Below are 20180 nucleotides of genomic sequence, written 5' to 3' on the forward strand. Positions count from 1 at the left end.
CATTCCAAGCGATTTGCACGCGGCGGGTCAAGTCAGGATGCGCGGCAGTATTCGCGCCCACGGCCCGCCTTACTTAATTCAAGCGGAAATTTGTGTTCATGATCTCAAGTATCGTCCGGAAGATTTTTGGTACCCGTAATGACCGGGTCATCAAGCAGATGCGTCAAAGAGTGGCGGAGATCAACGCCCTCGAACCTCAGATGCAGTCCCTGAGCGACGAGGCGCTACGGGCCAAGACGGACGAGTTCTACCAGCGCTGGCAGGGTGGGGAGACGCTGGATCAGCTGCTCCCCGAGGCCTTTGCGGTATGTCGGGAAATGAGTAGCCGCGTGCTGGGCATGCGCCATTTCGACGTACAGCTGATTGGCGGCATGGCCTTGCATCAGGGCAAGATCGCCGAAATGCGCACCGGTGAAGGCAAGACCCTGGTGGCGACCCTGGCCGTGTATTTGAATGCCTTGACGCGTCAGGGTGTCCATGTGGTCACGGTAAACGACTATCTGGCCCGCCGCGACGCCGAATGGATGGGCCGCTTGTACAATGCGCTGGGTTTGAGCGTGGGGATCGTGGTGCCGGAGATGGACCAGCGGAGCAAGTACGATGCCTACCGCTGCGACGTGACCTACGCGACCAACAATGAACTGGGCTTCGACTACCTGCGCGACAACATGGCCTTCAGCCCGGACAACGTCATGCAGCGCGAGCTGGTCTACGCCATTGTCGACGAAGTGGACTCGATCCTCATCGACGAGGCGCGCACCCCGCTGATCATCTCCGGTCCGGCGGCCGATTCCTCGGAAACCTACCAGAAGATCAACGGCCTGATGCCGGAACTGAAGCGCCAGGCGCGCGAGGAACCGAAGGACGACGAGCCGCCGCTGACCGACGACGAACGGGGCGACTTCACCGTCGACGAGAAGAACAAGCAGGTGTTCCTTACCGAACAGGGTTTCGAGCGTGCCGAGAGCCTGCTGATCCAGATCGGCCTGCTGGAAGAGGGCGATTCGCTGTACGACGCCCACAACATCATGCTGCTCAGCCATCTGAATGCGGCGCTGCGGGCCCATGCGATCTATCGGCGGAACGTCGAGTACATCGTGCGCGACAACGAGGTCATCATCGTCGACGAATTCACCGGCCGGACCCTGGCGGGTCGTCGTTGGTCGGAGGGGCTGCATCAGGCCGTCGAGGCCAAGGAAGGGGTGCCGATTCAGGCCGAAAACCAGACCTTGGCGTCCATCACGTTCCAGAACTATTTCCGCCTGTACAAGAAGCTGTCGGGCATGACGGGTACGGCCGATACCGAAGCCCGAGAACTGGCGGAGATCTACAACCTCGAGGTCGTGCAGATTCCGACCAACCGTCCGGTACAGCGGATCGACCACGGGGATCTCGTCTTCCTGACGCAGGCGGAAAAATACGAAGCGATCGCCAAGGACGTGCTGGCCGCCCGGGAGCGCAACCAGCCGACCCTCGTGGGTACGGCATCCATCGAATCCTCGGAGATCGTCTCTGCGGCGCTGACCCGTTTCGGCATCGAGCACAACGTCCTCAACGCCAAGCATCATGAACGGGAAGCCGAGATCATCGCTGAAGCGGGGCGCCCCGGTGCGGTCACCATCGCGACCAACATGGCCGGCCGGGGCACCGACATCGTGCTGGGGGGTAACCTCGAGCAGGAGCTGCTGGCGCTCGGTGGCGAGATCAGCGAAGCGGAGAAGGCGCAGGTGAAGGCCGCCTGGCAGGCGCGCCACGAAGCGGCACTCGCGGCGGGCGGTCTGCACGTGGTCGGTACCGAGCGTCATGAGTCGCGGCGGGTCGACAATCAGCTGCGCGGTCGTTCGGGCCGACAGGGCGATCCGGGCTCGACCCGCTTCTTCCTGTCACTGGAAGACAATCTCATGCGCGTGTTCGCCTCCGACCGGGTCGCAGGACTGATGAAGAAGCTGGGCATGCAGGCCGGCGAGGCGATCGAGCATCCCTGGGTGACCCGGGCCATCGAGAACGCCCAGCGCAAGGTCGAAGGCCACAACTTCGATCAGCGCAAGCATCTGCTGGATTACGACAACGTTGCCAACGAGCAGCGCAAGGTCATCTACGACCAGCGTCGTGCCGTGATGGCGGCCACCGATACCGTGGCCATCGTCGTGCCGATGCGCCGCGAGGTGCTGACCGACGTCTTCACCAAATACATTCCGTTCGATGCCCTGGAAGAGCAGTGGGATGTGCCGGGCCTGACCGAGGCCCTCTCCGAGAAGTTCGGCCAGGCGTTGCCCATTCAGGCGTGGCTGGATGCCGACAAGGATCTGCATGCCGAATCTCTGCTGGAGAAGGTGATTGCTGCGCTGGAAGAAGATTACGCCCTCAAGGAAACCCTCGCCGGTGCGGAATCCCTGCGTCAGTTCGAGAAAGGAATATTGCTGCAGGTGCTGGATGCGCACTGGAAAGAGCATCTGGCGGCCATGGATTACCTGCGCCAGAGCATCGGGCTGCGGGGCTACGCGCAAAAGAATCCGACCCAGGAGTACAAGCGCGAAGCCTTCGAAATGTTCAGTCGGATGCTCGACGAGATCAACCTCGACGTGGTCAAGATTCTCAGTCGCCTGTCGATCGCCCCGAACCCCGAAATGGGCGAGGCGGTTCTCGACGACATGCTGGACGAGGTCGTCGAGGCGCAGCAGGTCGACGAAAGTCGGTTGCAGTTGCGGCATGACAGTGCGACGGGGTATGGGGGAGAGACGGAGCGCAACGCCGCACCCGAGCCGTCGGCTGCCGCACCGGCCCGAGCCGAACCCAAGATTGGGCGCAACGAGCCCTGCTGGTGCGGTTCGGGCAAGAAATACAAGTATTGCCACGGAAAGCTGAGCTGATCACCGCGGTCCGACTGGACCGTGTCCGGGTTTCGTCATGAAACCTGTGGTATTTTTTCGTGGTTTGCTGAACGGATGAGTCCATACAACGTAGGGAAATGAGCCATGAGAAAAATCATTATCGCGGGCGTCGGCGTGATTGTTTTGGGCGGATTGGCCGCTGCGCCCTATGTCTCGGGCATGCTGATCGAGCAACGCCTGCAGGGCATGAAGGTTGTTCCGGGCATGGGCGGCGGCACGGTCTGGTCGCTGGACGCGTACGAGCGGGGCTATCTGCATTCGACGGCGAAATCGAGCGTCCGGTTTGATTTCGGCAAGGGGGCGCCACTCGTCCTGCATTTCCGGCAGGATATCGATCAGATCCCCGGACTGGACGGCCGCTACGCCACCGTGCGTACCGTCTGGGTGCCGGATGCGGATCAGAAGGCAGCCGTTCAGGAAATTTACGGCGACAAGGATCCGGTTTCATTCACCACGATCCTGCGCATGAATGGCAGCTCCCATACCGACGGTGACTTCACGCCCGTCAACAAGGATGGGGTGACCTTTTCGGGCGGCAAGTTCGTGCAGGATACGACTGCGGACGGTCGCTTCACGTCGGGTCTGACCATCGACTCGTTTTCTGCCACGCAACCGAAAACCGGAAATTCCCCGCCGGAGACCGTCACCGTATCGGGCATCGATCTGAAGGCGGACGGGCGGATGTCAGAAAAGCATATCGTGTGGGACAGCAACATCGCGCTGAATGTCGCCTCGATGAAAGCCGGCGATCAGGGCAATGTTTCGGGCCTGAGCGTTACGGGGCAATCCGCGCGGACGGGCGACGATGCGCGCTTCGAGGTCACGGTCGGCGCGCAGAAGTTCGATTTTCCCGAAGCGCCCGCCTGGGCAAAGCCGATCACGGACATGCGCGTGAATTACGGCCTTTCCCGCATCAGTGCACCCGTGGTCGAGAAGGTCGTCGCACAGATTCAGAAGGCCAAGGCACGCGGGGATCTGGATTCCAAACAGCTCAGCGACGACGTGCGTGAAACGCTGATGAGCGAGATGCCGGCTCTGCTCGACAAGGGGCCGATCTTCACCATGAATCCGATTCGCTTTACGGTACCCTCCGGTCCGGTCGATTTCCATCTGTCGGTCGAATTGCCCCCGGGGCACGGGGCGGATGGCGCCAAGAATCCCATGTTGCTGATCAGCCTGTTGAAGGTGAACGGCGACTTCAGCGCGCCGGAGTCGCTGATGATGGACATGATGGCGGAGCAGGGCAAAGCCGAAAATGGCCGGAAGAATCTGGATGCATTGGTTCAGCAGGGGTACGTGACCCAGGCGAATGGTATGCTCAGTACCAAGTTCGCCTTCACGGACGGTAAACTGACCGTCAACGGTCAACCGGCGGATCAGATGGCTGGGATGCTGGGCGCCCTGTCCGGCGGCATGTAGACTGGCGGTATCCCGGCCGCCCCGGCGCCAGGGAAACGACCGGGAAATGACTGGAAAACGATGGTGGTGACGACCTCGCAGAGCGAGGTCGTTTTGATTGAATAGCGTGTAAGGAATCGAGTTATGCCTGTTGGTCTGGTTGCTCCCTCAGCGGGTTCCCTGAAACCCATCCCCGGAATTGCACTTGGCGTGGCCCAGGCCGGCGTGCGCAAGGCGAATCGTGACGACCTGCTGGTGATCACGTTGCCGGAGACGGCGACGGCGGCTGGCGTGTTCACACAGAACCGCTATTGCGCGGCGCCGGTACAGATCTGTCGGGCACATCTCGGGGCCGGGGTGCCGCCCCGCGCGTTGGTCGTCAATACCGGGAATGCGAATGCGGGCACGGGAGAGGATGGCCTGATGCGGGCACGCCAGGTGTGCCAGGCGCTGGCAGCGCACCTCGGTTGTACCGAACAGGCGATCCTGCCGTTTTCCACTGGGGTGATCATGGAATCGTTGCCGGCGGACCGGATCGTGGCCGGCTTGCCCGAGGCATTGTCGAATCGGATGGAAGACAATTGGCAGCGGGCAGCGGGCGCGATCATGACCACGGACATCGTGGCGAAGGGGCGTTCGACGACCTGTACGATCGATGGACAGGTCGTCACCGTGACCGGCATCGCCAAGGGTTCCGGCATGATTCATCCGAATATGGCCACGATGCTCGGTTATGTGGCGATCGATGCCCAGGTGCCGGCCGAAGTGCTGCAGACGTTGCTGAACCATGTCACGAACGAGAGCTTCAACCGGGTGACGGTGGATGGCGATACCTCGACCAACGATTCGTTCATCCTGATCGCCAACGGTCGACATGATGCACCGCGGATCGACGCCGTGGGGACGGCAGCCTACGAGGCTCTGTACGCCGCCGTTGCCGAGGTGTCGGTGTTCCTCGCGCAGGCGCTGGCCCGGGATGGCGAGGGGGCGACCAAGTTCGTCACCATTCAGGTCGAGGAAGGTCGGGATCGGGCCGAGTGCGTCAAGATTGCCAAGGCCATCGCGCACAGCCCACTCGTGAAAACGGCCCTGTTCGCTTCCGACCCGAACCTGGGGCGGATTTTGTGCGCCATCGGCTATGCCGGTATCGACGATCTCGACGTGAGCAAGATCGGCCTGTGGCTCGGCGATGTGGAAGTGGTCCGCAATGGCGGGCGGGATCCGGCCTATGTCGAGGCCCGTGCTGCAGAGGTCATGAAGCAGGCCGATATCACCATGCGGATCACCCTGGGGCGTGGCACGGCGCACGATCAGGTCTGGACCTGCGATTTCTCCTACGACTACGTCAAGATCAATGCCGAGTACCGGTCCTGAGTCGACCGAGACCCGCGTCGTTCTTGGCGTGCTCGAATCCGCGCCGGATACCTACTGGCTGGAGCGTCGGCCGGATGACAAGCATCTTGCCGGCCTGCTGGCCTTCCCGGGGGGCAAGTGCGGGGCCGACGAGTCCCCACTGGCGGCGTTGCGGCGCGAGTTGATCGAAGAGTTGGGGATCGAAGCGGAAACGATCGAGCCGCTGATTGAAATCCCCTGGGTCTATGCGGCGTCACGGCCGCCCAAGCATGTCCGGCTTCTGGTCTATCGGGTGTTCTCCTGGCGTGGGCCGATCCGAGGCCGTGAAGGGCAGTCTGTTGAACCTGTCCGGCTGGATTGCCGGGATCGGTGTACCTGGCTCGATGCCTTGCCGCCAGCCAATCGGGGGATTGTGGCCGCCCTCTGTCTGCCGCCCCGCGTGGCGATATCGGCCGCCTGCGGATCCGACGCACAGGGCTTCGAACGCTGGTTGGCGGACTTGTGTGCCACGGCGGCCGAGCTTGCGCGGCGCTTCGGCGCAGCCGGTTCGATCTTGCAGCTGCGGCCCGGGATGGAACTTTCCCTGGAGGAGTGGCGGCGGGCCGCGGCGGCTGTTCGCGCGCAGGGTGTGTGCGTGTTCGTCAATGGGGCGTTGGATCTGGCCGATGCCCTGAATGCCGATGGGGTTCACTTGAATCGTCAACGCCTGTTCGACACGGATGTGGCAGCCTTGGCCGCCTGGCAGGCGCGGGGTCGCTGGGTGACGGCGGCGGTGCATGCCGACAGGGAATTGCATCGGGCGAACGAACTGCGTGCGGATGCCGTGTTCATTTCCCCGGTTCTGCCGACCGAAAGCCATCCGGGCGAGCCCGCGATGGGTTGGGATGGTTTCGCCGCGCTGACCCGGGCCGCCACCATGCCGACCTATGCCCTGGGTGGTATGTCGATGGGGGCGCTGTCCCGGGTTCGTGCCCTGGGCGGTCAGGGTGTCGCGGCGATTCGCGCCTTCTGGTGCAGGGGCGCCGATGAGGTCGAGGCAGGAGAAGAATCCGATTCTTTTTCGTGCTGATCGGGATATTTTCTGGCTGACGTTGTCGAACGTCTTTCGGCGCAGGCCGCGCCGTTCTGCAATCGAAGACCTGGAGATACGCATGTCGATGAATCAAGCGCGCTGGCTGGTGGGGACCTTCGTGGTTCTGGCGGTGCTCAGTTTTATCTGGGGGCACAATCCCGCGCACCTGGGCAAGCCACAGGCCGTGAGCGGTGCGGTTCAGTCGATTCCGGTGCCTAAGGACTGCGCGCTCAAGGGCGAAGGCTGCACGCTGTCGTTGCCGGAGGTGGGACGCATCACGGTGCAGGCACCGGCCGTCATCAAGCCGCTGCAGAAATTCACACTGTCCGTGTCGCCTTTGGGTGAGACGGCCAAGTCCCTCGGTGCCGTCAGTGTGGATTTCCAGATGGTCGGCATGGACATGGGGATCAATCAGTACCCGCTGGAACGACAGGCGGACGGACAATATCGCCAGGCGATCATTCTGCCCGTATGCACCTCGACCCGGACCGACTGGGTGGCGATCCTCAGCCTCAACAGCACCCGGGGCGATTTCGTGGCAAAGATTCCCTTCGTCGTGGATCGTCGCTGATCAAGTTTCGACGCGAGCGATTTCTAAAGCTTGCGTAGCAGCACGTAGATCGCCCCGGTGCCGCCGTCGTGCGGCGGCGTGGAGCAGAAGGCGATGACGTCGTCGCGTTGCGGCAGCCAATGGTTGACCATGCGCTTGAGTACCGGGATCTGGCGCTGCGAGCGATTCCCCTTGCCATGCACGATGCGCACGCAGCAGCGCACATCGCGTCGTTGCGCCTGGAAAAACGTCGCGATGCTGATGCGGGCCTCGTCCACGGTCATGCCGTGAAGGTCGAGACTGGCCGCGCAACTGAACTGTCCCCGTCGGAGTTTGCGTAGCACCGTGGGCTGGGTGTCCGGTCGCAGGTAGCTCAGGGTTTCGCCATGCTCGATCGGTTCCTCGAGAGCAAAGCCGTCGGACAGGCGGGGTTCCTCGAGGAAGTCCTGCAAGCGATCCTGTCTTCGCGCCGCCTGACGAGGGCTGGGGCGCGTCGGCTCGGGCGGGAGGGTTGTCGGGTCGCCCACCGAATCCACATCGCCGATGGCCTCGCGGAACAGGGCGATCTCATCGGGGCTCAAGTCGCTTGGCGGCGGTCGTTTGCCGGTCTGGGCCATGGTCGTTCCTGTGCGTGTCGTTCGGTCTCTTCGCCTGATTTTAATGTATTACGGGCACGTCATCGGTATCCTTAGACTCTTCATCCAATCAAGTGGTCAAGCATGAATTTTCTGGTCAGTAATGATGACGGTTATTTGTCGCCCGGCGTTCGGGTGCTCGCGACGCGATTGAAGCGTCTGGGCTCGGTGACGATCGTGGCCCCCGACCGGGACCGCAGTGGCGCATCCAACAGCCTGACCCTGAGCCGCCCCCTGCGTCCCCGACTGATCGAGCCGGGCGTCTGGGCGGTCGACGGGACCCCCTCCGATTGCGTGCACCTCGCCATTCAGGGGTTGCTTCCGGAGGTGCCGGATCTCGTGGTCTCCGGAATCAATCACGGGGCCAACCTGGGCGATGACGTGCTGTATTCAGGTACGGTGGCCGCCGCGACCGAAGGGCGCTCCCTGGGGTTGCCTGCCATTGCGGTTTCCAGCACCGCCCATGTGCCGCAGCATCTGGATGCGGCGGCCGATGTGGTGGCCGATCTCGTGGGACGTCTGGTGAATCATCCGCTGCCGGCATTGACCCTGCTGAATGTGAATGTGCCGGATCTGCCCGCCGATCAGCTGAAATCGATGATCGCGACCCGTCTGGGTCGTCGCCATCCGTCCTCCGGTATCGTGCGGGACGCTGATCCGCGCGGGCGCGAAATCTTCTGGATCGGTGCCGCTGGCGAAGGGGCCGATGCCGGCGAGGGGACGGATTTTGCCGCCGTGGCCGCCGGTCATGTCTCGGTGACGCCGATTCAGTTCGACATGACCCGTCATGGGGTCATGGATGCGGTATCCCATTGGTTGGCGTGATCGGGCGGGAAGCGGGCGACAGGATGATCGGGATGTTTCGGCGGGACTATACCTGGGCGCGGGCGGCCATGGTCGAGCGGCTCCGTGGGCAGGGGATTTCCAACGCGACCGTACTGGCCGCGATGAATGAGATCGCTCGGGAAGAATTTGTGGATGAGGCCCTGCGCATGCGGGTCTACGAGGATTGCTCCCTGCCGATCGGCCATGGTCAGACGCTGTCGCAGCCCTATATCGTCGCGCGGATGACCGAACTGGTGCTGGCTGCATCGATTCCGGTGAAGCGGGTGCTGGAGATCGGTACCGGCTCGGGCTATCAAGCCGCGATTCTTTCTCGCTGTGTTTCGTCGGTGTTCACCGTCGAGCGGATCGGCGCCTTTCTGGATACGGCGAAGCAGCGTCACCGAACCTTGGGATTGGGAAATATCCGTTACATGCATCGTGACGGCTTCAAGGGCTGGCCCTCCCAGGCACCGTTCGACGGGATTCTCGTCACGGCAGCGCCGCCGACCCTGCCCGACGAACTCAAGGCCCAGCTGGCCGTGGGTGGCCGGCTGATCGTGCCCGTCGGGCAGCAGGGCGAAGCGCAGCGTCTCACGGTGATCACGCGAACCGAGAAGGAATTCCGCAGCCAGTATTTCGATGCGGTGAGCTTCGTGCCGATGCTGCCGGGAGAAATGTCATGAAGCTGTTCGGTGCCTTGTACGACCGTGTCCTGGCTTGGTCGGCGCATCGCCGTGCCCCGTGGGCGTTGGCCGGGCTCAGCTTCTCCGAGGCCTCATTTTTCCCGATTCCGCCGGACGTGATGCTGATTCCCATGTCGCTCGCGCAACCGCGCGCCTGGTGGAAACTGGCGCTGCTGACGACGTTGGCCTCGGCGATCGGCGGGATGTTCGGCTATCTCATCGGCTGGCTCGCGATCGATGCCTTGACGCCGTATCTCGTGAAATGGGGTTACGGCCCTGCTCTGCAGGCGGCGCACAACGCCTTCGATCAATGGGGTTTCTGGGCGGTGCTGGTTGCGGGGTTTTCGCCTATTCCCTACAAGGTATTCACGATTACGGCCGGTGCGCTCACCATGAATCCCGCCCTGGTCTTTGCGGCTTCGCTGCTGGGGCGGGGCGGTCGTTTCTTCCTGGTGGCCGGATTGATCGCCTGGGCGGGGCCGAAGATTGCGCCCAGGATTCGCCAGTACATCGAGTGGCTGGGCTGGCTCACGGTCGCCCTGCTGGTCGGTGCGATCGTCGTCTGGCAGATGTTCAAGGCCACCGGGCACTGATTGCGGAGACGAATGCGCCGTGCACCGACTGCCATTCGCTATGACCGGGACTTCGATACGGCGTCTGATCGCATTGACGTTGGCCCTGGCGTTGCTCGGTGGCTGTGCGCGCAGTTCGCATTTCGATCGGTGGGACGCGCGTACCTCGCCGGGGTCCGGCATGACGGTGGTGCGCTCCGGGGATACGCTCTATTCGATTGCGGTCGCCCATGATCTGGATTGGCGGGATGTCGCGCGTTGGAACGGTATTCGAGATCCAAGAAGCCTGCGTGTGGGGCAAACGCTTCGCCTGACGGCGCCAGGGCATCGTTCTGCATCTGTGGTGCAGCGATCTGCGCCAGTCCGAACGCCGCAACATGCCCGCGATGCATCGTCCCGTTCGGAAAGCACATCACCGCACTGGTTATGGCCTGCCCAAGGCAGGGTGGTGAGTCGGTTCATCGATGGGTCCAGTCTGCAGAAAGGCCTGATCATTTCCGGTGCCCTCGGCGAACCGGTCCGAGCCAGCACGGCGGGCGAGGTCGTCTATGCCGGTAATGGATTGCCTGGGTACGGGAATCTGCTCATCATCAAATATGACAGTACCTGGTTGTCCGCATATGGTTACAATGAGAAACTCTTGGTCAAGGAGGGCGACCGGGTCAGAGCCGGACAGCAGGTCGCGCTGATGGGGCGCCGCGATGGACGTGCGCTCGACAAGACCGGCAGTCTCCTGTTTCAAATCCGCCGCGATGGCAAACCGGTCGATCCTTTGCTTCATTTGCCCAATCGCTGATTTCAGCGCACTTTCCTTCCCACCACTTATTTGCCCCGTTGTGTTTGTGCAACATTTTTGGCGTTCTTAATCAACCCGAAATAAAAAATTTCGGCACTAGCGAACTTTTAGTAAACCCAGCTATCTCATGTACATAACTTGTACAGTTAGATAGTAGGTTAATGGTTTTTTCCTCGTTTTGGTCAAAATTGGCGGGCGAGGTTCGCGATTAAGCACTTGAATTCGTCGTTTTGTTGTGCAAGATTTGTACGAGTGTTTTACTTGGGTATAGCACCCCCCTGAAGCGAGGATCTGTCCATGGCAAGCATGACACCGCCGAAAATGAAACAGGAAGCATCTACTCAATTCAAGACACGGGCCAAGCAGAAGGCCCCCGAACAGTTGACGCTCGACGAGATCGACGATCTTAATACCGACCATGCGCTGTCCCTGTCGCTGACCGAAAACGACGAGGATTCTCTGGAAACGGAGGAAGCCCCGGATTTTGCTCAGACCTTCAGCGCGGATGACTCCGAGTCCCCCGATCCTGTACGCCTGTACCTGCGGGACGTGGAAACCGAGCGGCTACTGACGGCCGATGAGGAAGTGCACTATGCCCGCAAGGCGCAGGCAGGTGATGAGGCCGCCCGGCAAAAAATGATCGTCTGCAACCTGCGTCTTGTTATCAAGATTGCGCGCCGCTATCTCAATCGCGGTCTGGATCTGCTGGACCTGATCGAAGAGGGCAACCTCGGTCTGATGCGGGCCGTCGAAAAGTTCGATCCGGAACGCGGCTTCCGTTTTTCGACCTATGCAACCTGGTGGATTCGCCAGACCATCGAGCGGGGCCTCATGAACCAGTCGCGTACGGTGCGTCTGCCCGTGCACGTCGTCAAGGAAGTGCACAGTTACAATCGGGCCGCGCGCAAGCTGGCGCAGCACCAAAACGCCGAAGTTACGGCCGAGCAGATCGCCGAGCATTTCGACAAGCCGGTGGGCGAGGTGCTGCGCGTCATGGCCTACAACGAGCGTCAGTCGTCCTTTGATCGGCCGCTGAAGGGAGAAAGTGAGTTCTCTTTGTTGGATCTGGTTCCGGATGAAGACAGCAACCGACCGGACGAACTGTTGCAGGATACTGGCGTACACCACTTGCTTGAAAAGCTCATCGGTCAACTGGACAGCAAGCAGAAAGAAGTCGTGCTGCGGCGTTTCGGTTTGCGGGGGTATGAGGCCCAGACGCTTGAAGAGGTGGGCGAGGTACTTGGCGTCACCCGTGAGCGCGTGCGTCAGATTCAACTCGAGGCCGTGCGCCATCTCAAGCAATTGGCCAAAGGGGCAGGGGTTACGGCCGACGTGATCTTCGCCGACTGATCTACGCGCGATCACACAAATAGGGCCATTCGCCGTGAAAATCGGTGAATGGCTTTTTTTTTGGGCGGGAAAGTACATCTAATCGGCAAAACAGGCGCAATTAAGTTAATATCATTAATAGTTTGCATCATGACGTATTGAAACCATGCCAAATCCTGACTTCGATATCTGTGCCGAAAATCGCATGCCGATCCTGATGTTGCGTGTGACGCAACTGTGGCGGCAGATCATGGATAATGAGTTGGCCCACCACGGGCTGAGTCAGGCAAAATGGCGTACGCTCGCCATTCTCGCGATGCATCCGGATGGCATGATCCAGTCTGAATTGGCCGACGAACTGGGCATCGAGGGGCCATCGCTGGTCGCCATGCTGGACCGGCTATCCAAGGACAATTGGGTCGAGCGCAAGCATTGCGAAACGGATCGGCGTTGCAAGATCATCCATCTCACCGAGCACGCCTGGCCATTGATCGATGAGATTCGTCAAAGCTCCGAAAAAATCTATGACCGTACCATCGCCCAGGTCACCAGCGTGCCGGTCGAGCAGGTGGAAGCCTTCTTTATCGAATTGCGTGACCGGCTATACGAGAACCTGCCGGAGAAAAAACGCCATCCGCGGGAAACCAGGTCGGACCTCGGCGATGTCGCCGGTGAGCCATCGGCCGTGGCGCTTTCCGCCCATCCGAAATGAATGGGGTATCCGGGCTGATGACAGGTCGCTCGGTGCCAACCCGATGAACCTTGAAGAAAGACCCGCTCCGGCGGGTCTTGCTTTTAGCGTAGTTTGGATCACGGGGCTCGGGCATAGGTCTTCTGCTTTTGCTATGCTCAATGGGCATTTCCCATCAAGGAGACGTGACTATGGCTCAAGCAACATCAAATGATTCCTCTGCAGAACTGGCCGCCGTCAAGGCCGATCTTCATCAATTGAAAACGGATATGGCGGCATTGGTTGCTGCATTGAAGGACTCCGGCAGCAAGCGGGTATCCGCAGCGGAAGAAACGACGCTGGAGGCGGTCCACGAAGCGATCGCCTCGCTGAACAGTCGTTTCGAAACCCTCAAGAGCAAGGCAGGGGCGCAAGCGAAGGATGCGTTGGACGAGGCCGAGCAAACGGTGACGCGTCATCCCCTGGCCACAGTGGTTGCCGCATTCGGCATCGGCTTCGTGCTGGCCAAACTGTTCGATACGGGGAGCCGTCACTGAACGCGCTTACCGAATATGTCATCGGTCTGCTCGAACTGATCGAGGCTGAAGGGCGGGCGCTGCGGCAGGCCGTACTTCGAACCGGCATGGGGCTCGGGCTGCTGATGGCGGCCGTTGGACTCGTGCTGGCAGGTTCCGGTTTTGTTCTGGCTTCCGTTTATATGGCGTTGGCGAGCATGATGTCGGCACCCTGGGCGGCATTGATCGTTGGTGGGCTGGCTTTCCTGCTGGCAATTTGCCTGGCCTGGTTGGCCTACCGGATGAATCGTTAGGGCTCTGACGATGGCTAAGCGATCTTGTGCACAGGACAGGGTGGCGGCTGCAAAAGCGCGGTTACGCCAGCAGTCCAGCCGACTGACGATGGTGCCCCTGTTGCGACGCGTCGTTCGGCGGCATCCGTTGCGCGCAATCGGCGTGTCCCTGCTGAGCGGTTTGGTTGCGTATCGGATAATGCCGTTCGGCGGCGTTCTGTTGCGGTCAAACCTGCCCCTGGCATTTTGGGTTGCCCGCACTATTTTCCAGAGTAATAGTGTCTCGCGTCGAAGATCGAAACATTCAAATTAATGATTGAACTATTCAATCAAAAAACCCCCGAAATTAATCGGGGGTTTTATTTTTGGGACTTCCTTGTTCAGATTCGCTCAACGAGCGAATCCATTATCCATTCACGAATTAGAAACCACCGTGTGCAGCAGCTTCCATCATCTTGTGGATGCTGTCGCGTACATGCTGGGCATGTGACTTGAAGGGCTCAGGCATGTTCTTGCCACCGTGGACGAACATGTCCATGTTCAGGCCATACAGCCAGTAACGGCCTTCCTTGTCTTCCACCACGGCAATCCGGCAGGGCAGATAGGCGGCAAAGTACGGGCTGAAGTCGACCGCTTCGCGGGCGATGGACGGGCTGCAGTACTGATAAATCATCAGGTAACGCTGCTTCTTGCCGGTTTCCAGTTCCAGCTGCTTGGACAGTGGCATTTCGCCGACGTTCTTCAAGCCGGTACCGACGGATGCAGAGTCGAGACTGGTCTTGATGTCGTCCGGGGTAATTCCCTTGTCGACTTCCATCCGCCATACGGTTGCGGCACCCAGGTCGCCACCGCTGCTGACGAAGCGATCATACATACCGCTGTAAATATCCATTGCCTGCGGATCCAGTTTGTCTTTGATCGACAGAAAACCGCAACCAGAAAGAGACATGATAGCGACACCCAGTACAGATGCCTTGACGAAATTGCGCATTCGACTCACCCCGTTTTGTTGATTTTATCTACTAGCGGGAGGCATTGTTGCTCCATTAGTAAACCATGACAAACTGATTTAGTTCATTATGAATAAATCCATTTAATATAGCCATATGCTAATAAACCAACGGCTATCCTGAATTATTCATCACCTTCTCCCACCGTGCGGCGAGTGATTTGGCATTTCCCGAAGGTTGTTCAAATCCACTAGAATCGGCCCTATGTCCTCGAAAACTGTAGCAACGATGATGCAAACCCAATTGGTGGTCAGTCTGTTTGGCAAGCTCGACGTCGTCCAGATGGCCGACCTGTTCGAGATCATCCAGCAACAGAACTGTCGAGCCCTAGATAGCCATGTCATGACGTTCGGATCCCGGCTGGAAATGGGACTCCGGCTGTCGGGCAATTGGGATCGAGTGACCCGGGTCGAGTCGGCCCTCCACGAATTTGCGCAGAAGCACCAGGTTGAAATGAACATTTACCATGAGCAGTCCCCGGAAGGCCGTGAGGCGGTGCTGCCCTATGTACTGGATGCGATCGGGCTGGAGTCGGCAGACATCGCCGCGGCGTTGCTGCGGTTCTGCGTGCGGCAGGGCGTGAGCCTTCGGGAGATGTCCACACGTGCCTACCGGCCGGCGCGCAGTGTCGAGCGCCTGATCCAGTTGCGGGCGGAGATCGATATCCCGACCACCTGCCATTTGGGTCAGTTCAAAACCGATTTTTTCGACCTCTGCGATGCGCTGAATCTGGATGCGGCCATTGAGCCGAGCCGCATGTATTGAAGCCGCACGCGCTTCGTGATTTGCCTGCTTGATCCGCCCGTGTGATCCATAAGGGTTGACGGATGCCCCGACTTTGGAAAAACTGGGGGTGCCATCTCTTCGCCCGGCGGGTCGAGCGAAGCGGATCGGCCGGGAGGCACCGTGTCGGCCAAACCGGAGCCTCCTCGGAATCCGCGATATTGACCCGCCGTCGATTCAGTCGAAACCAGCTGCCCAAGGAGCAATGGATGCCCGACACCGAACTGACGCTTGGCCACCCCATCCCTCCTTTCGCGGGCCGCACCGCCGACGGCTCGACCATTGATCACTCCACCTACCTCGGGCAATGGCTCGTTCTCTATTTCTACCCGCGTGACAGCACGCCGGGCTGCACGACCGAAGCCCAGGACTTTCAGCGACTCCTTCCGGAATTTTCGGCGGCCAATGCCGTTGTGGTTGGTGTTTCCAACGATTCGCCCGCCAGCCACGAGAAATTCTGCGCGAAACAGGGGCTGACCTTTCCGTTGATCGCCGATACCGAACGTACCGTTTCCCTGCTGTTCGACGTGATCCGCGTAAAGAAAATGTACGGCAAGACCTTCGAGGGTATCGAGCGCAGTACGTTTCTGATCGATCCCGAGGGGCGGTTGCATGCCGAATGGCGCAAGGTGAAGGTGCCCGGCCATGCCGAGGCTGTCCTGGCGGCGATCCGCGCATGATGCCCCCGGGGACCCGCCAGAAAATGAACCCGGATCGCTCCGGCCCCCGCGCTTTCCCATCGATTCCGCTCCGATCCTGTCCTTTAACGATCTCGTGTATCCCCTGCCTCGGAGGCCCTGCAGTTAATGATCAATAATACGCGCCAGAGAAAGTGCCTGTTCGTCCTGGATACCAATGTGCTCATGCATGATCCGACGTCGATTTTTCGCTTCATGGAGCACGATATCTACCTGCCCATGGTGGTCATCGAGGAGCTCGACAACGGTAAGAAGGGGACCAGCGAGACGGCGCGCAATGTGCGACAGGCCAGCCGATTCCTCGATGAACTGCTCCAGGATGCCGATCTGGAGAACATCAACCAGGGCTTGTTGATCGAGAGCCCGTTGATGAGCAAGAACCGGACGATGACCACTGAGCCGGGGCGTCTGTTCCTGCAGACCGAGATCGAGAACTATGAATTGCCGACCGGCATGCCCGGCGGACGACCGGACAACCAGATCCTCGGCATCACCCTGGCCTTGCGCCAGCGGATCAAGGATCGGGACGTAATTCTGGTATCCAAGGATATCAACCTCCGGATCAAGGCCACGGCCATGGGGCTGAAGGCCGAGGACTACCATAACGATCAGGTGCTGGACGACGTATCCCTGCTGCACAGCGGGATCGTGCAGTTGCCGGATGATTTCTGGGAAAGTCATGGCAAGGCGCTGGAATCGTGGCAGGAGGAGGGGCGCGCCTTCTACCGCATTAATGGCCCGCAGACCGCCGACTGGTACGTGAACCTGGCTCTTTACCTGGATGGCCCGTCGCCGTTCTCCGGTATCGTCCGCGCGATCGACGGTGATGGTTCGGCCATCGTCGAAAGTGCGCTCAACTTCCAGCACGAGCGCCAATCCGTTTGGGGCATCACGGCCCGTAACCGGGAGCAGAGCTTCGCTCTCAACCATCTCATGGATCCCGATGTCGATTTCGTCACGCTCCTGGGGCAGGCCGGTACGGGCAAGACGCTGATCACCCTGGCGGCCGCCCTGGTGCAGACCCTGGACAAGAACCGCTACAGCGAGATCATCATGACCCGCGTCACGATTCCGGTCGGCGAGGATATCGGCTTCCTGCCGGGCACGGAGGAGGAAAAGATGACGCCGTGGATGGGCGCGCTCATGGACAACCTCGAGGTGCTCTCCAAGACCGAGGGGGCGGGCGGCAACGGGGGCTGGGAGCGTGCAGCGACCAACGATCTGTTGCGTTCGCGGATCAAGATCCGTTCGCTGAACTTCATGCGCGGGCGGACCTTCCAGAACAAGTTCGTCATCATCGACGAGGCGCAGAACCTCACCGCCAAGCAGATGCGCACCCTGATCACCCGGGCCGGACCCGGTACCAAGATGGTCTGTCTGGGCAACGTGGCGCAGATCGACACGCCCTACCTGACGGAAACCACCTCCGGCCTCACCTTCGTGGTGGATCGCTTCAAGGGCTGGCCGCACGGTGCGCACATCACCCTCGCTCGGGGCGAACGTTCCCGTCTGGCCGAACATGCGGCGGAAGTGCTGTAACACCTGGGTTTGTCGCGTTGCCCCTGATCGCGGCGGGGCGTGATGAACGAAAGGGCAGTCCGAACGGACTGCCCTTGTTTTTGGACGGTAGTGAATCAACGGTGCTCGCGATCAGCCGCTGCGCTAATCAAGATCGGCGCGCAGTCGTTGCGCCACGGCGACCATGGCTTCCAGAGCGGGCGTCACTTCTGCCCAGCTTCGGGTCTTGAGGCCGCAGTCGGGATTGATCCAGAGCCGTTCGACCGGTACGCGGGCCAAGGCCAGCCGGACCCGTGCCTCGATTTCCGCTTCGGTGGGAATCTGCGGGGCATGGATGTCGTAGATGCCGGGGCCGATGGCATTGGGATAGTCGAAGTCGGCAAAGGCATCGAGCAGCTGCATGTTGGACCGGGTCGTCTCGATGGTGATCACGTCGGCATCCAGGGCGGCAATGGATTCGATGATGTCGTTGAACTCGCTGTAGCACATGTGGGTGTGGATCTGCACGTCGCTGGGGGCGATCGAGACCGCATGACGGAAGGCGCGGACGGCCCAGGTGAGATAGGACGGCCAGTCCTTGCGCCGTAGCGGAAGACCCTCACGGAAGGCCGGTTCGTCGACCTGGATCATGCCGATGCCCGCCGCCGCCAGATCGGCGATTTCGCCGCGCAATGCCTCGGCGATCTGATTGCAGACCGCTTCCCGGGAGAGATCGTCACGTACGAACGACCAGAACAGGATCGTGACGGGTCCGGTCAGCATGCCCTTGACGGGGCGGTCGGTCAGGGATTGGGCGTAGCGGGCCCAGTCGACCGTCATCGGCCGGCTGCGACGGACATCGCCCCAGATGATCGGCGGCTTGACGCAACGCGAGCCATAGGACTGCACCCAACCTTCCCGGGTGAAGGCAAATCCGTCGAGCTGCTCGCCGAAGTATTCCACCATGTCGTTGCGCTCCGCCTCGCCGTGTACCAGCACATCGAGGCCGATAGCTTCCTGCGCCCGGATGACCTCGGCGATCTCCGACTTCATCTGCGCCTCATACTCGGCTGCATTGATTTCCCGGTTCTTGAAAGCCTTGCGCGCCTGGCGAATTTCCGGTGTCTGGGGAAATGAGCCGATGGTCGTGGTCGGCAGCAGCGGAAGTCGGAAGCGTGCCTGTTGTGCGGCGCTGCGGGCGGAAAACGGGGCAGGTCGCGCCGGCGAGTGCTGGGGGATGGTGGCGGTTTCGGCCCGTAGTTGCGGATCGATCCGCCCCGGTTGGGCATCGAGGGTCGCTCGGGCGGCGGCGGTTTGGTTCAGTTCCAGGGCAATGGCATTCCAGCCTTCGGTCAAGCCGCGCGCCAGCAGCCGAAGTTCCTGCAATTTCTGCCGGGCAAAGCTCAGATTCCGGCGCAGAAAGTCCGGCAACTCGGATTCCGATTCCGCGTCCAGGGGGAGATGCAGGAGCGAGCAACTCGGCGCCAGCCAGAGCCGATCCCCCAGACGCGTATGCAGCGGACGGAGCCGGTCGAGCAGGGCGGCCAGGTCAGCCCGCCAGATCGATCGGCCATCGAGAATGCCAACGGATAGCACCTTGTAGTCCGGCAGGCGATCCGCCACGGCGATGAGGTCGGCGGTCGCCGTGGCATCGATGTGCAACCCGTCGACGGGAAGTTGGGCAGCCAGCGCGACGTTGCCGTTCAGGTCGCCGAAGTAGGTGGTAAGGAGCAACTTGATCCGGGGGACGCGCAGCCGGTGATAGGTCGGTTCGAAAGCCTGCAGCCAGGCCAGCGGCAGATCCAGGGTGAGAATGGGCTCGTCGATCTGTACCCAGGTCACGCCCAGCTCGGCCAGTTTGGCGAGCAGGGTCCGATAGGCGTCCGCCAGGGCTTCGGCCCGGGCCAGTCGTGCCGACTCGTCGAGCCCTCGGCTGAACCAGAGAAAGCTCAAGGGGCCGAGCAATACCGGTTTGGCCTTGGACGACGCGGCGCGCGCCTCGCGCACGAGATCGAGATAGCGCGCTGCGTCGAGCATGATCGGTTGGTCGGTTTCCAGTTCCGGTACCAGATAGTGATAGTTGCTGTTCAGCCATTTCTTCATCGCCAGGGGGGCTGTGTTGCGGCCCTTTGCGGTGCGTCCACGACCCAGCGCGAACAGATTGTCGAGCGTATTGGCCATCGGGCCGAAGCGCCGGGGCGTCTGGCCGAACAGCAGGGCCGTGTCGGCCACGTGATCGTAGAAGGAGAAGTCTCCCACCGGTGGGCGGGTGATGCCTGCGGCAACATGGTCGTCCAGGATCTGCTGTCGGATGGCGTGGCCTGTTGCATGCAGGCGATCGGCGGTGTCGTCACCGCGCCAGTAGGCTTCGAGGGCCCATTTGAGGGCGCGTCGATCGCCGATGCGGGGAAAGCCCAGTGTGTGGGTGATGAGCGGGGTCGAATGGGGCATGGTCGGTATCTCGGTTTACGGGTGAATGATTAACCCGGCTCACGATACCCGAACTCAATATGATGGAAATTGATAAAAATGGAAGAATAGTATGAATGGATTCGAAGACTCCGCTTCGGCGTATCATCTCGGGAACTAACGGAAGCGCTGGTGTTCCTA

19 protein-coding genes are annotated in these 20180 nt (G+C 60.8%); 16 read left to right on the forward strand and 3 right to left on the reverse strand.

The features are described from left to right. Positions 1-98 precede the first annotated feature (98 nt). The 5 genes from secA to A9404_RS11095 all read left to right on the forward strand — a co-directional run bounded on the left by secA (position 99) and on the right by A9404_RS11095 (position 7285). Positions 99-2870 carry a preprotein translocase subunit SecA gene (secA, locus tag A9404_RS11075; protein WP_066101535.1) on the forward strand — a complete coding sequence of 924 codons (2772 nt, stop codon included), beginning with the start codon at positions 99-101 and terminating at the stop codon, positions 2868-2870. Positions 2871-2975: 105 nt separating this feature from the next. Then, complete coding sequence (locus A9404_RS11080; protein ID WP_066101540.1) at positions 2976-4310, forward strand: YdgA family protein; 1335 nt, start codon at positions 2976-2978, stop codon at positions 4308-4310. A gap of 123 nt (positions 4311-4433) precedes the next feature. Next, positions 4434-5663 carry a bifunctional glutamate N-acetyltransferase/amino-acid acetyltransferase ArgJ gene (argJ, locus tag A9404_RS11085; protein ID WP_066101545.1) on the forward strand — a complete coding sequence of 410 codons (1230 nt, stop codon included), beginning with the start codon at positions 4434-4436 and terminating at the stop codon, positions 5661-5663. Next, positions 5644-6711, forward strand: coding sequence for a thiamine phosphate synthase (locus A9404_RS11090; protein ID WP_066101549.1), 1068 nt, complete (start codon positions 5644-5646; stop codon positions 6709-6711). The genes argJ and A9404_RS11090 overlap by 20 nt, the downstream gene beginning before the upstream one ends. A gap of 82 nt (positions 6712-6793) precedes the next feature. Continuing rightward, positions 6794-7285 carry a hypothetical protein gene (locus A9404_RS11095; protein ID WP_066101551.1) on the forward strand — a complete coding sequence of 164 codons (492 nt, stop codon included), beginning with the start codon at positions 6794-6796 and terminating at the stop codon, positions 7283-7285. Positions 7286-7308: 23 nt separating this feature from the next. Here the strand turns inward: A9404_RS11095 and A9404_RS11100 are convergent, their stop codons facing one another. Beyond that, positions 7309-7881: a Smr/MutS family protein gene (locus tag A9404_RS11100; protein ID WP_066101554.1), complete on the reverse strand. Its 573-nt coding sequence runs from the start codon at positions 7879-7881 to the stop codon at positions 7309-7311. A 102-nt stretch (positions 7882-7983) separates the two neighbouring features. On the opposite strand from A9404_RS11100, the gene surE reads away from it, so the two are divergent. The 8 genes from surE to A9404_RS11140 all read left to right on the forward strand — a co-directional run bounded on the left by surE (position 7984) and on the right by A9404_RS11140 (position 13603). Then, the gene (gene surE / locus A9404_RS11105) at positions 7984-8724 is read left to right on the forward strand and encodes a 5'/3'-nucleotidase SurE (RefSeq protein WP_066101557.1); all 741 of its coding nucleotides are present in this window, start codon (positions 7984-7986) and stop codon (positions 8722-8724) included. A gap of 32 nt (positions 8725-8756) precedes the next feature. Continuing rightward, on the forward strand, positions 8757-9407 hold the full coding sequence (locus A9404_RS11110) for a protein-L-isoaspartate(D-aspartate) O-methyltransferase (protein ID WP_231880910.1): 651 nt from the start codon (positions 8757-8759) through the stop codon (positions 9405-9407). After that, positions 9404-10000: a YqaA family protein gene (locus A9404_RS11115; protein WP_066101562.1), complete on the forward strand. Its 597-nt coding sequence runs from the start codon at positions 9404-9406 to the stop codon at positions 9998-10000. The genes A9404_RS11110 and A9404_RS11115 overlap by 4 nt, the downstream gene beginning before the upstream one ends. Before the next feature lie 40 nt (positions 10001-10040). Further along, the gene (locus tag A9404_RS11120) at positions 10041-10775 is read left to right on the forward strand and encodes a peptidoglycan DD-metalloendopeptidase family protein (RefSeq protein ID WP_066101565.1); all 735 of its coding nucleotides are present in this window, start codon (positions 10041-10043) and stop codon (positions 10773-10775) included. A 297-nt stretch (positions 10776-11072) separates the two neighbouring features. Further along, the gene (rpoS, locus tag A9404_RS11125) at positions 11073-12125 is read left to right on the forward strand and encodes an RNA polymerase sigma factor RpoS (RefSeq protein ID WP_082922925.1); all 1053 of its coding nucleotides are present in this window, start codon (positions 11073-11075) and stop codon (positions 12123-12125) included. A 145-nt stretch (positions 12126-12270) separates the two neighbouring features. Further along, positions 12271-12816, forward strand: coding sequence for a MarR family winged helix-turn-helix transcriptional regulator (locus A9404_RS11130; protein WP_066101568.1), 546 nt, complete (start codon positions 12271-12273; stop codon positions 12814-12816). A 170-nt stretch (positions 12817-12986) separates the two neighbouring features. Beyond that, positions 12987-13331, forward strand: a complete 345-nt coding sequence (locus tag A9404_RS11135) for a DUF883 family protein (RefSeq protein ID WP_066101570.1) — start codon at positions 12987-12989, stop codon at positions 13329-13331. 59 nt (positions 13332-13390) lie between these two features. Then, positions 13391-13603, forward strand: a complete 213-nt coding sequence (locus A9404_RS11140) for a phage holin family protein (protein WP_407645338.1) — start codon at positions 13391-13393, stop codon at positions 13601-13603. 400 nt (positions 13604-14003) lie between these two features. Here A9404_RS11140 and A9404_RS11145 read toward each other — a convergent pair whose 3' ends face one another. Further along, positions 14004-14531, reverse strand: a complete 528-nt coding sequence (locus A9404_RS11145; RefSeq protein ID WP_197490339.1) for a DUF302 domain-containing protein — start codon at positions 14529-14531, stop codon at positions 14004-14006. A 289-nt stretch (positions 14532-14820) separates the two neighbouring features. Here A9404_RS11145 and A9404_RS11150 point away from each other — a divergent pair, with 289 nt between their 5' ends. From A9404_RS11150 to A9404_RS11160, 3 genes are all read left to right on the forward strand, one after another. Continuing rightward, the gene (locus A9404_RS11150) at positions 14821-15357 is read left to right on the forward strand and encodes a glycine cleavage system protein R (RefSeq protein WP_066101582.1); all 537 of its coding nucleotides are present in this window, start codon (positions 14821-14823) and stop codon (positions 15355-15357) included. Positions 15358-15584: 227 nt separating this feature from the next. Continuing rightward, positions 15585-16055, forward strand: a complete 471-nt coding sequence (locus tag A9404_RS11155) for a peroxiredoxin (RefSeq protein ID WP_066101585.1) — start codon at positions 15585-15587, stop codon at positions 16053-16055. A gap of 126 nt (positions 16056-16181) precedes the next feature. Further along, on the forward strand, positions 16182-17612 hold the full coding sequence (locus A9404_RS11160; protein ID WP_066101588.1) for a PhoH family protein: 1431 nt from the start codon (positions 16182-16184) through the stop codon (positions 17610-17612). Positions 17613-17735: 123 nt separating this feature from the next. Here A9404_RS11160 and metE read toward each other — a convergent pair whose 3' ends face one another. Then, positions 17736-20021, reverse strand: a complete 2286-nt coding sequence (gene metE, locus A9404_RS11165) for a 5-methyltetrahydropteroyltriglutamate--homocysteine S-methyltransferase (RefSeq protein WP_066101591.1) — start codon at positions 20019-20021, stop codon at positions 17736-17738. Between the last annotated feature and the right edge of the window lie 159 nt (positions 20022-20180).

Source organism: Halothiobacillus diazotrophicus, from assembly GCF_001663815.1.
In the GTDB taxonomy this organism is placed as follows: domain Bacteria; phylum Pseudomonadota; class Gammaproteobacteria; order Halothiobacillales; family Halothiobacillaceae; genus Halothiobacillus; species Halothiobacillus diazotrophicus.

Coding starts and splice junctions, on each gene's coding strand:
- A9404_RS11155 (WP_066101585.1), top strand. CDS start 15,585: ATGCCCGACACCGAACTGACGCTTGGCCACCCCATCCCTCCTTTCGCG.
- secA (WP_066101535.1), top strand. CDS start 99: ATGATCTCAAGTATCGTCCGGAAGATTTTTGGTACCCGTAATGACCGG.
- rpoS (WP_082922925.1), top strand. CDS start 11,073: ATGGCAAGCATGACACCGCCGAAAATGAAACAGGAAGCATCTACTCAA.
- A9404_RS11100 (WP_066101554.1), bottom strand. CDS start 7,881: ATGGCCCAGACCGGCAAACGACCGCCGCCAAGCGACTTGAGCCCCGAT.
- A9404_RS11095 (WP_066101551.1), top strand. CDS start 6,794: ATGTCGATGAATCAAGCGCGCTGGCTGGTGGGGACCTTCGTGGTTCTG.
- A9404_RS11110 (WP_231880910.1), top strand. CDS start 8,757: ATGTTTCGGCGGGACTATACCTGGGCGCGGGCGGCCATGGTCGAGCGG.
- A9404_RS11160 (WP_066101588.1), top strand. CDS start 16,182: ATGATCAATAATACGCGCCAGAGAAAGTGCCTGTTCGTCCTGGATACC.
- argJ (WP_066101545.1), top strand. CDS start 4,434: ATGCCTGTTGGTCTGGTTGCTCCCTCAGCGGGTTCCCTGAAACCCATC.
- A9404_RS11130 (WP_066101568.1), top strand. CDS start 12,271: ATGCCAAATCCTGACTTCGATATCTGTGCCGAAAATCGCATGCCGATC.
- A9404_RS11115 (WP_066101562.1), top strand. CDS start 9,404: ATGAAGCTGTTCGGTGCCTTGTACGACCGTGTCCTGGCTTGGTCGGCG.
- metE (WP_066101591.1), bottom strand. CDS start 20,021: ATGCCCCATTCGACCCCGCTCATCACCCACACACTGGGCTTTCCCCGC.
- surE (WP_066101557.1), top strand. CDS start 7,984: ATGAATTTTCTGGTCAGTAATGATGACGGTTATTTGTCGCCCGGCGTT.
- A9404_RS11080 (WP_066101540.1), top strand. CDS start 2,976: ATGAGAAAAATCATTATCGCGGGCGTCGGCGTGATTGTTTTGGGCGGA.
- A9404_RS11145 (WP_197490339.1), bottom strand. CDS start 14,531: ATGTCTCTTTCTGGTTGCGGTTTTCTGTCGATCAAAGACAAACTGGAT.
- A9404_RS11120 (WP_066101565.1), top strand. CDS start 10,041: ATGACCGGGACTTCGATACGGCGTCTGATCGCATTGACGTTGGCCCTG.
- A9404_RS11135 (WP_066101570.1), top strand. CDS start 12,987: ATGGCTCAAGCAACATCAAATGATTCCTCTGCAGAACTGGCCGCCGTC.
- A9404_RS11090 (WP_066101549.1), top strand. CDS start 5,644: ATGCCGAGTACCGGTCCTGAGTCGACCGAGACCCGCGTCGTTCTTGGC.
- A9404_RS11150 (WP_066101582.1), top strand. CDS start 14,821: ATGATGCAAACCCAATTGGTGGTCAGTCTGTTTGGCAAGCTCGACGTC.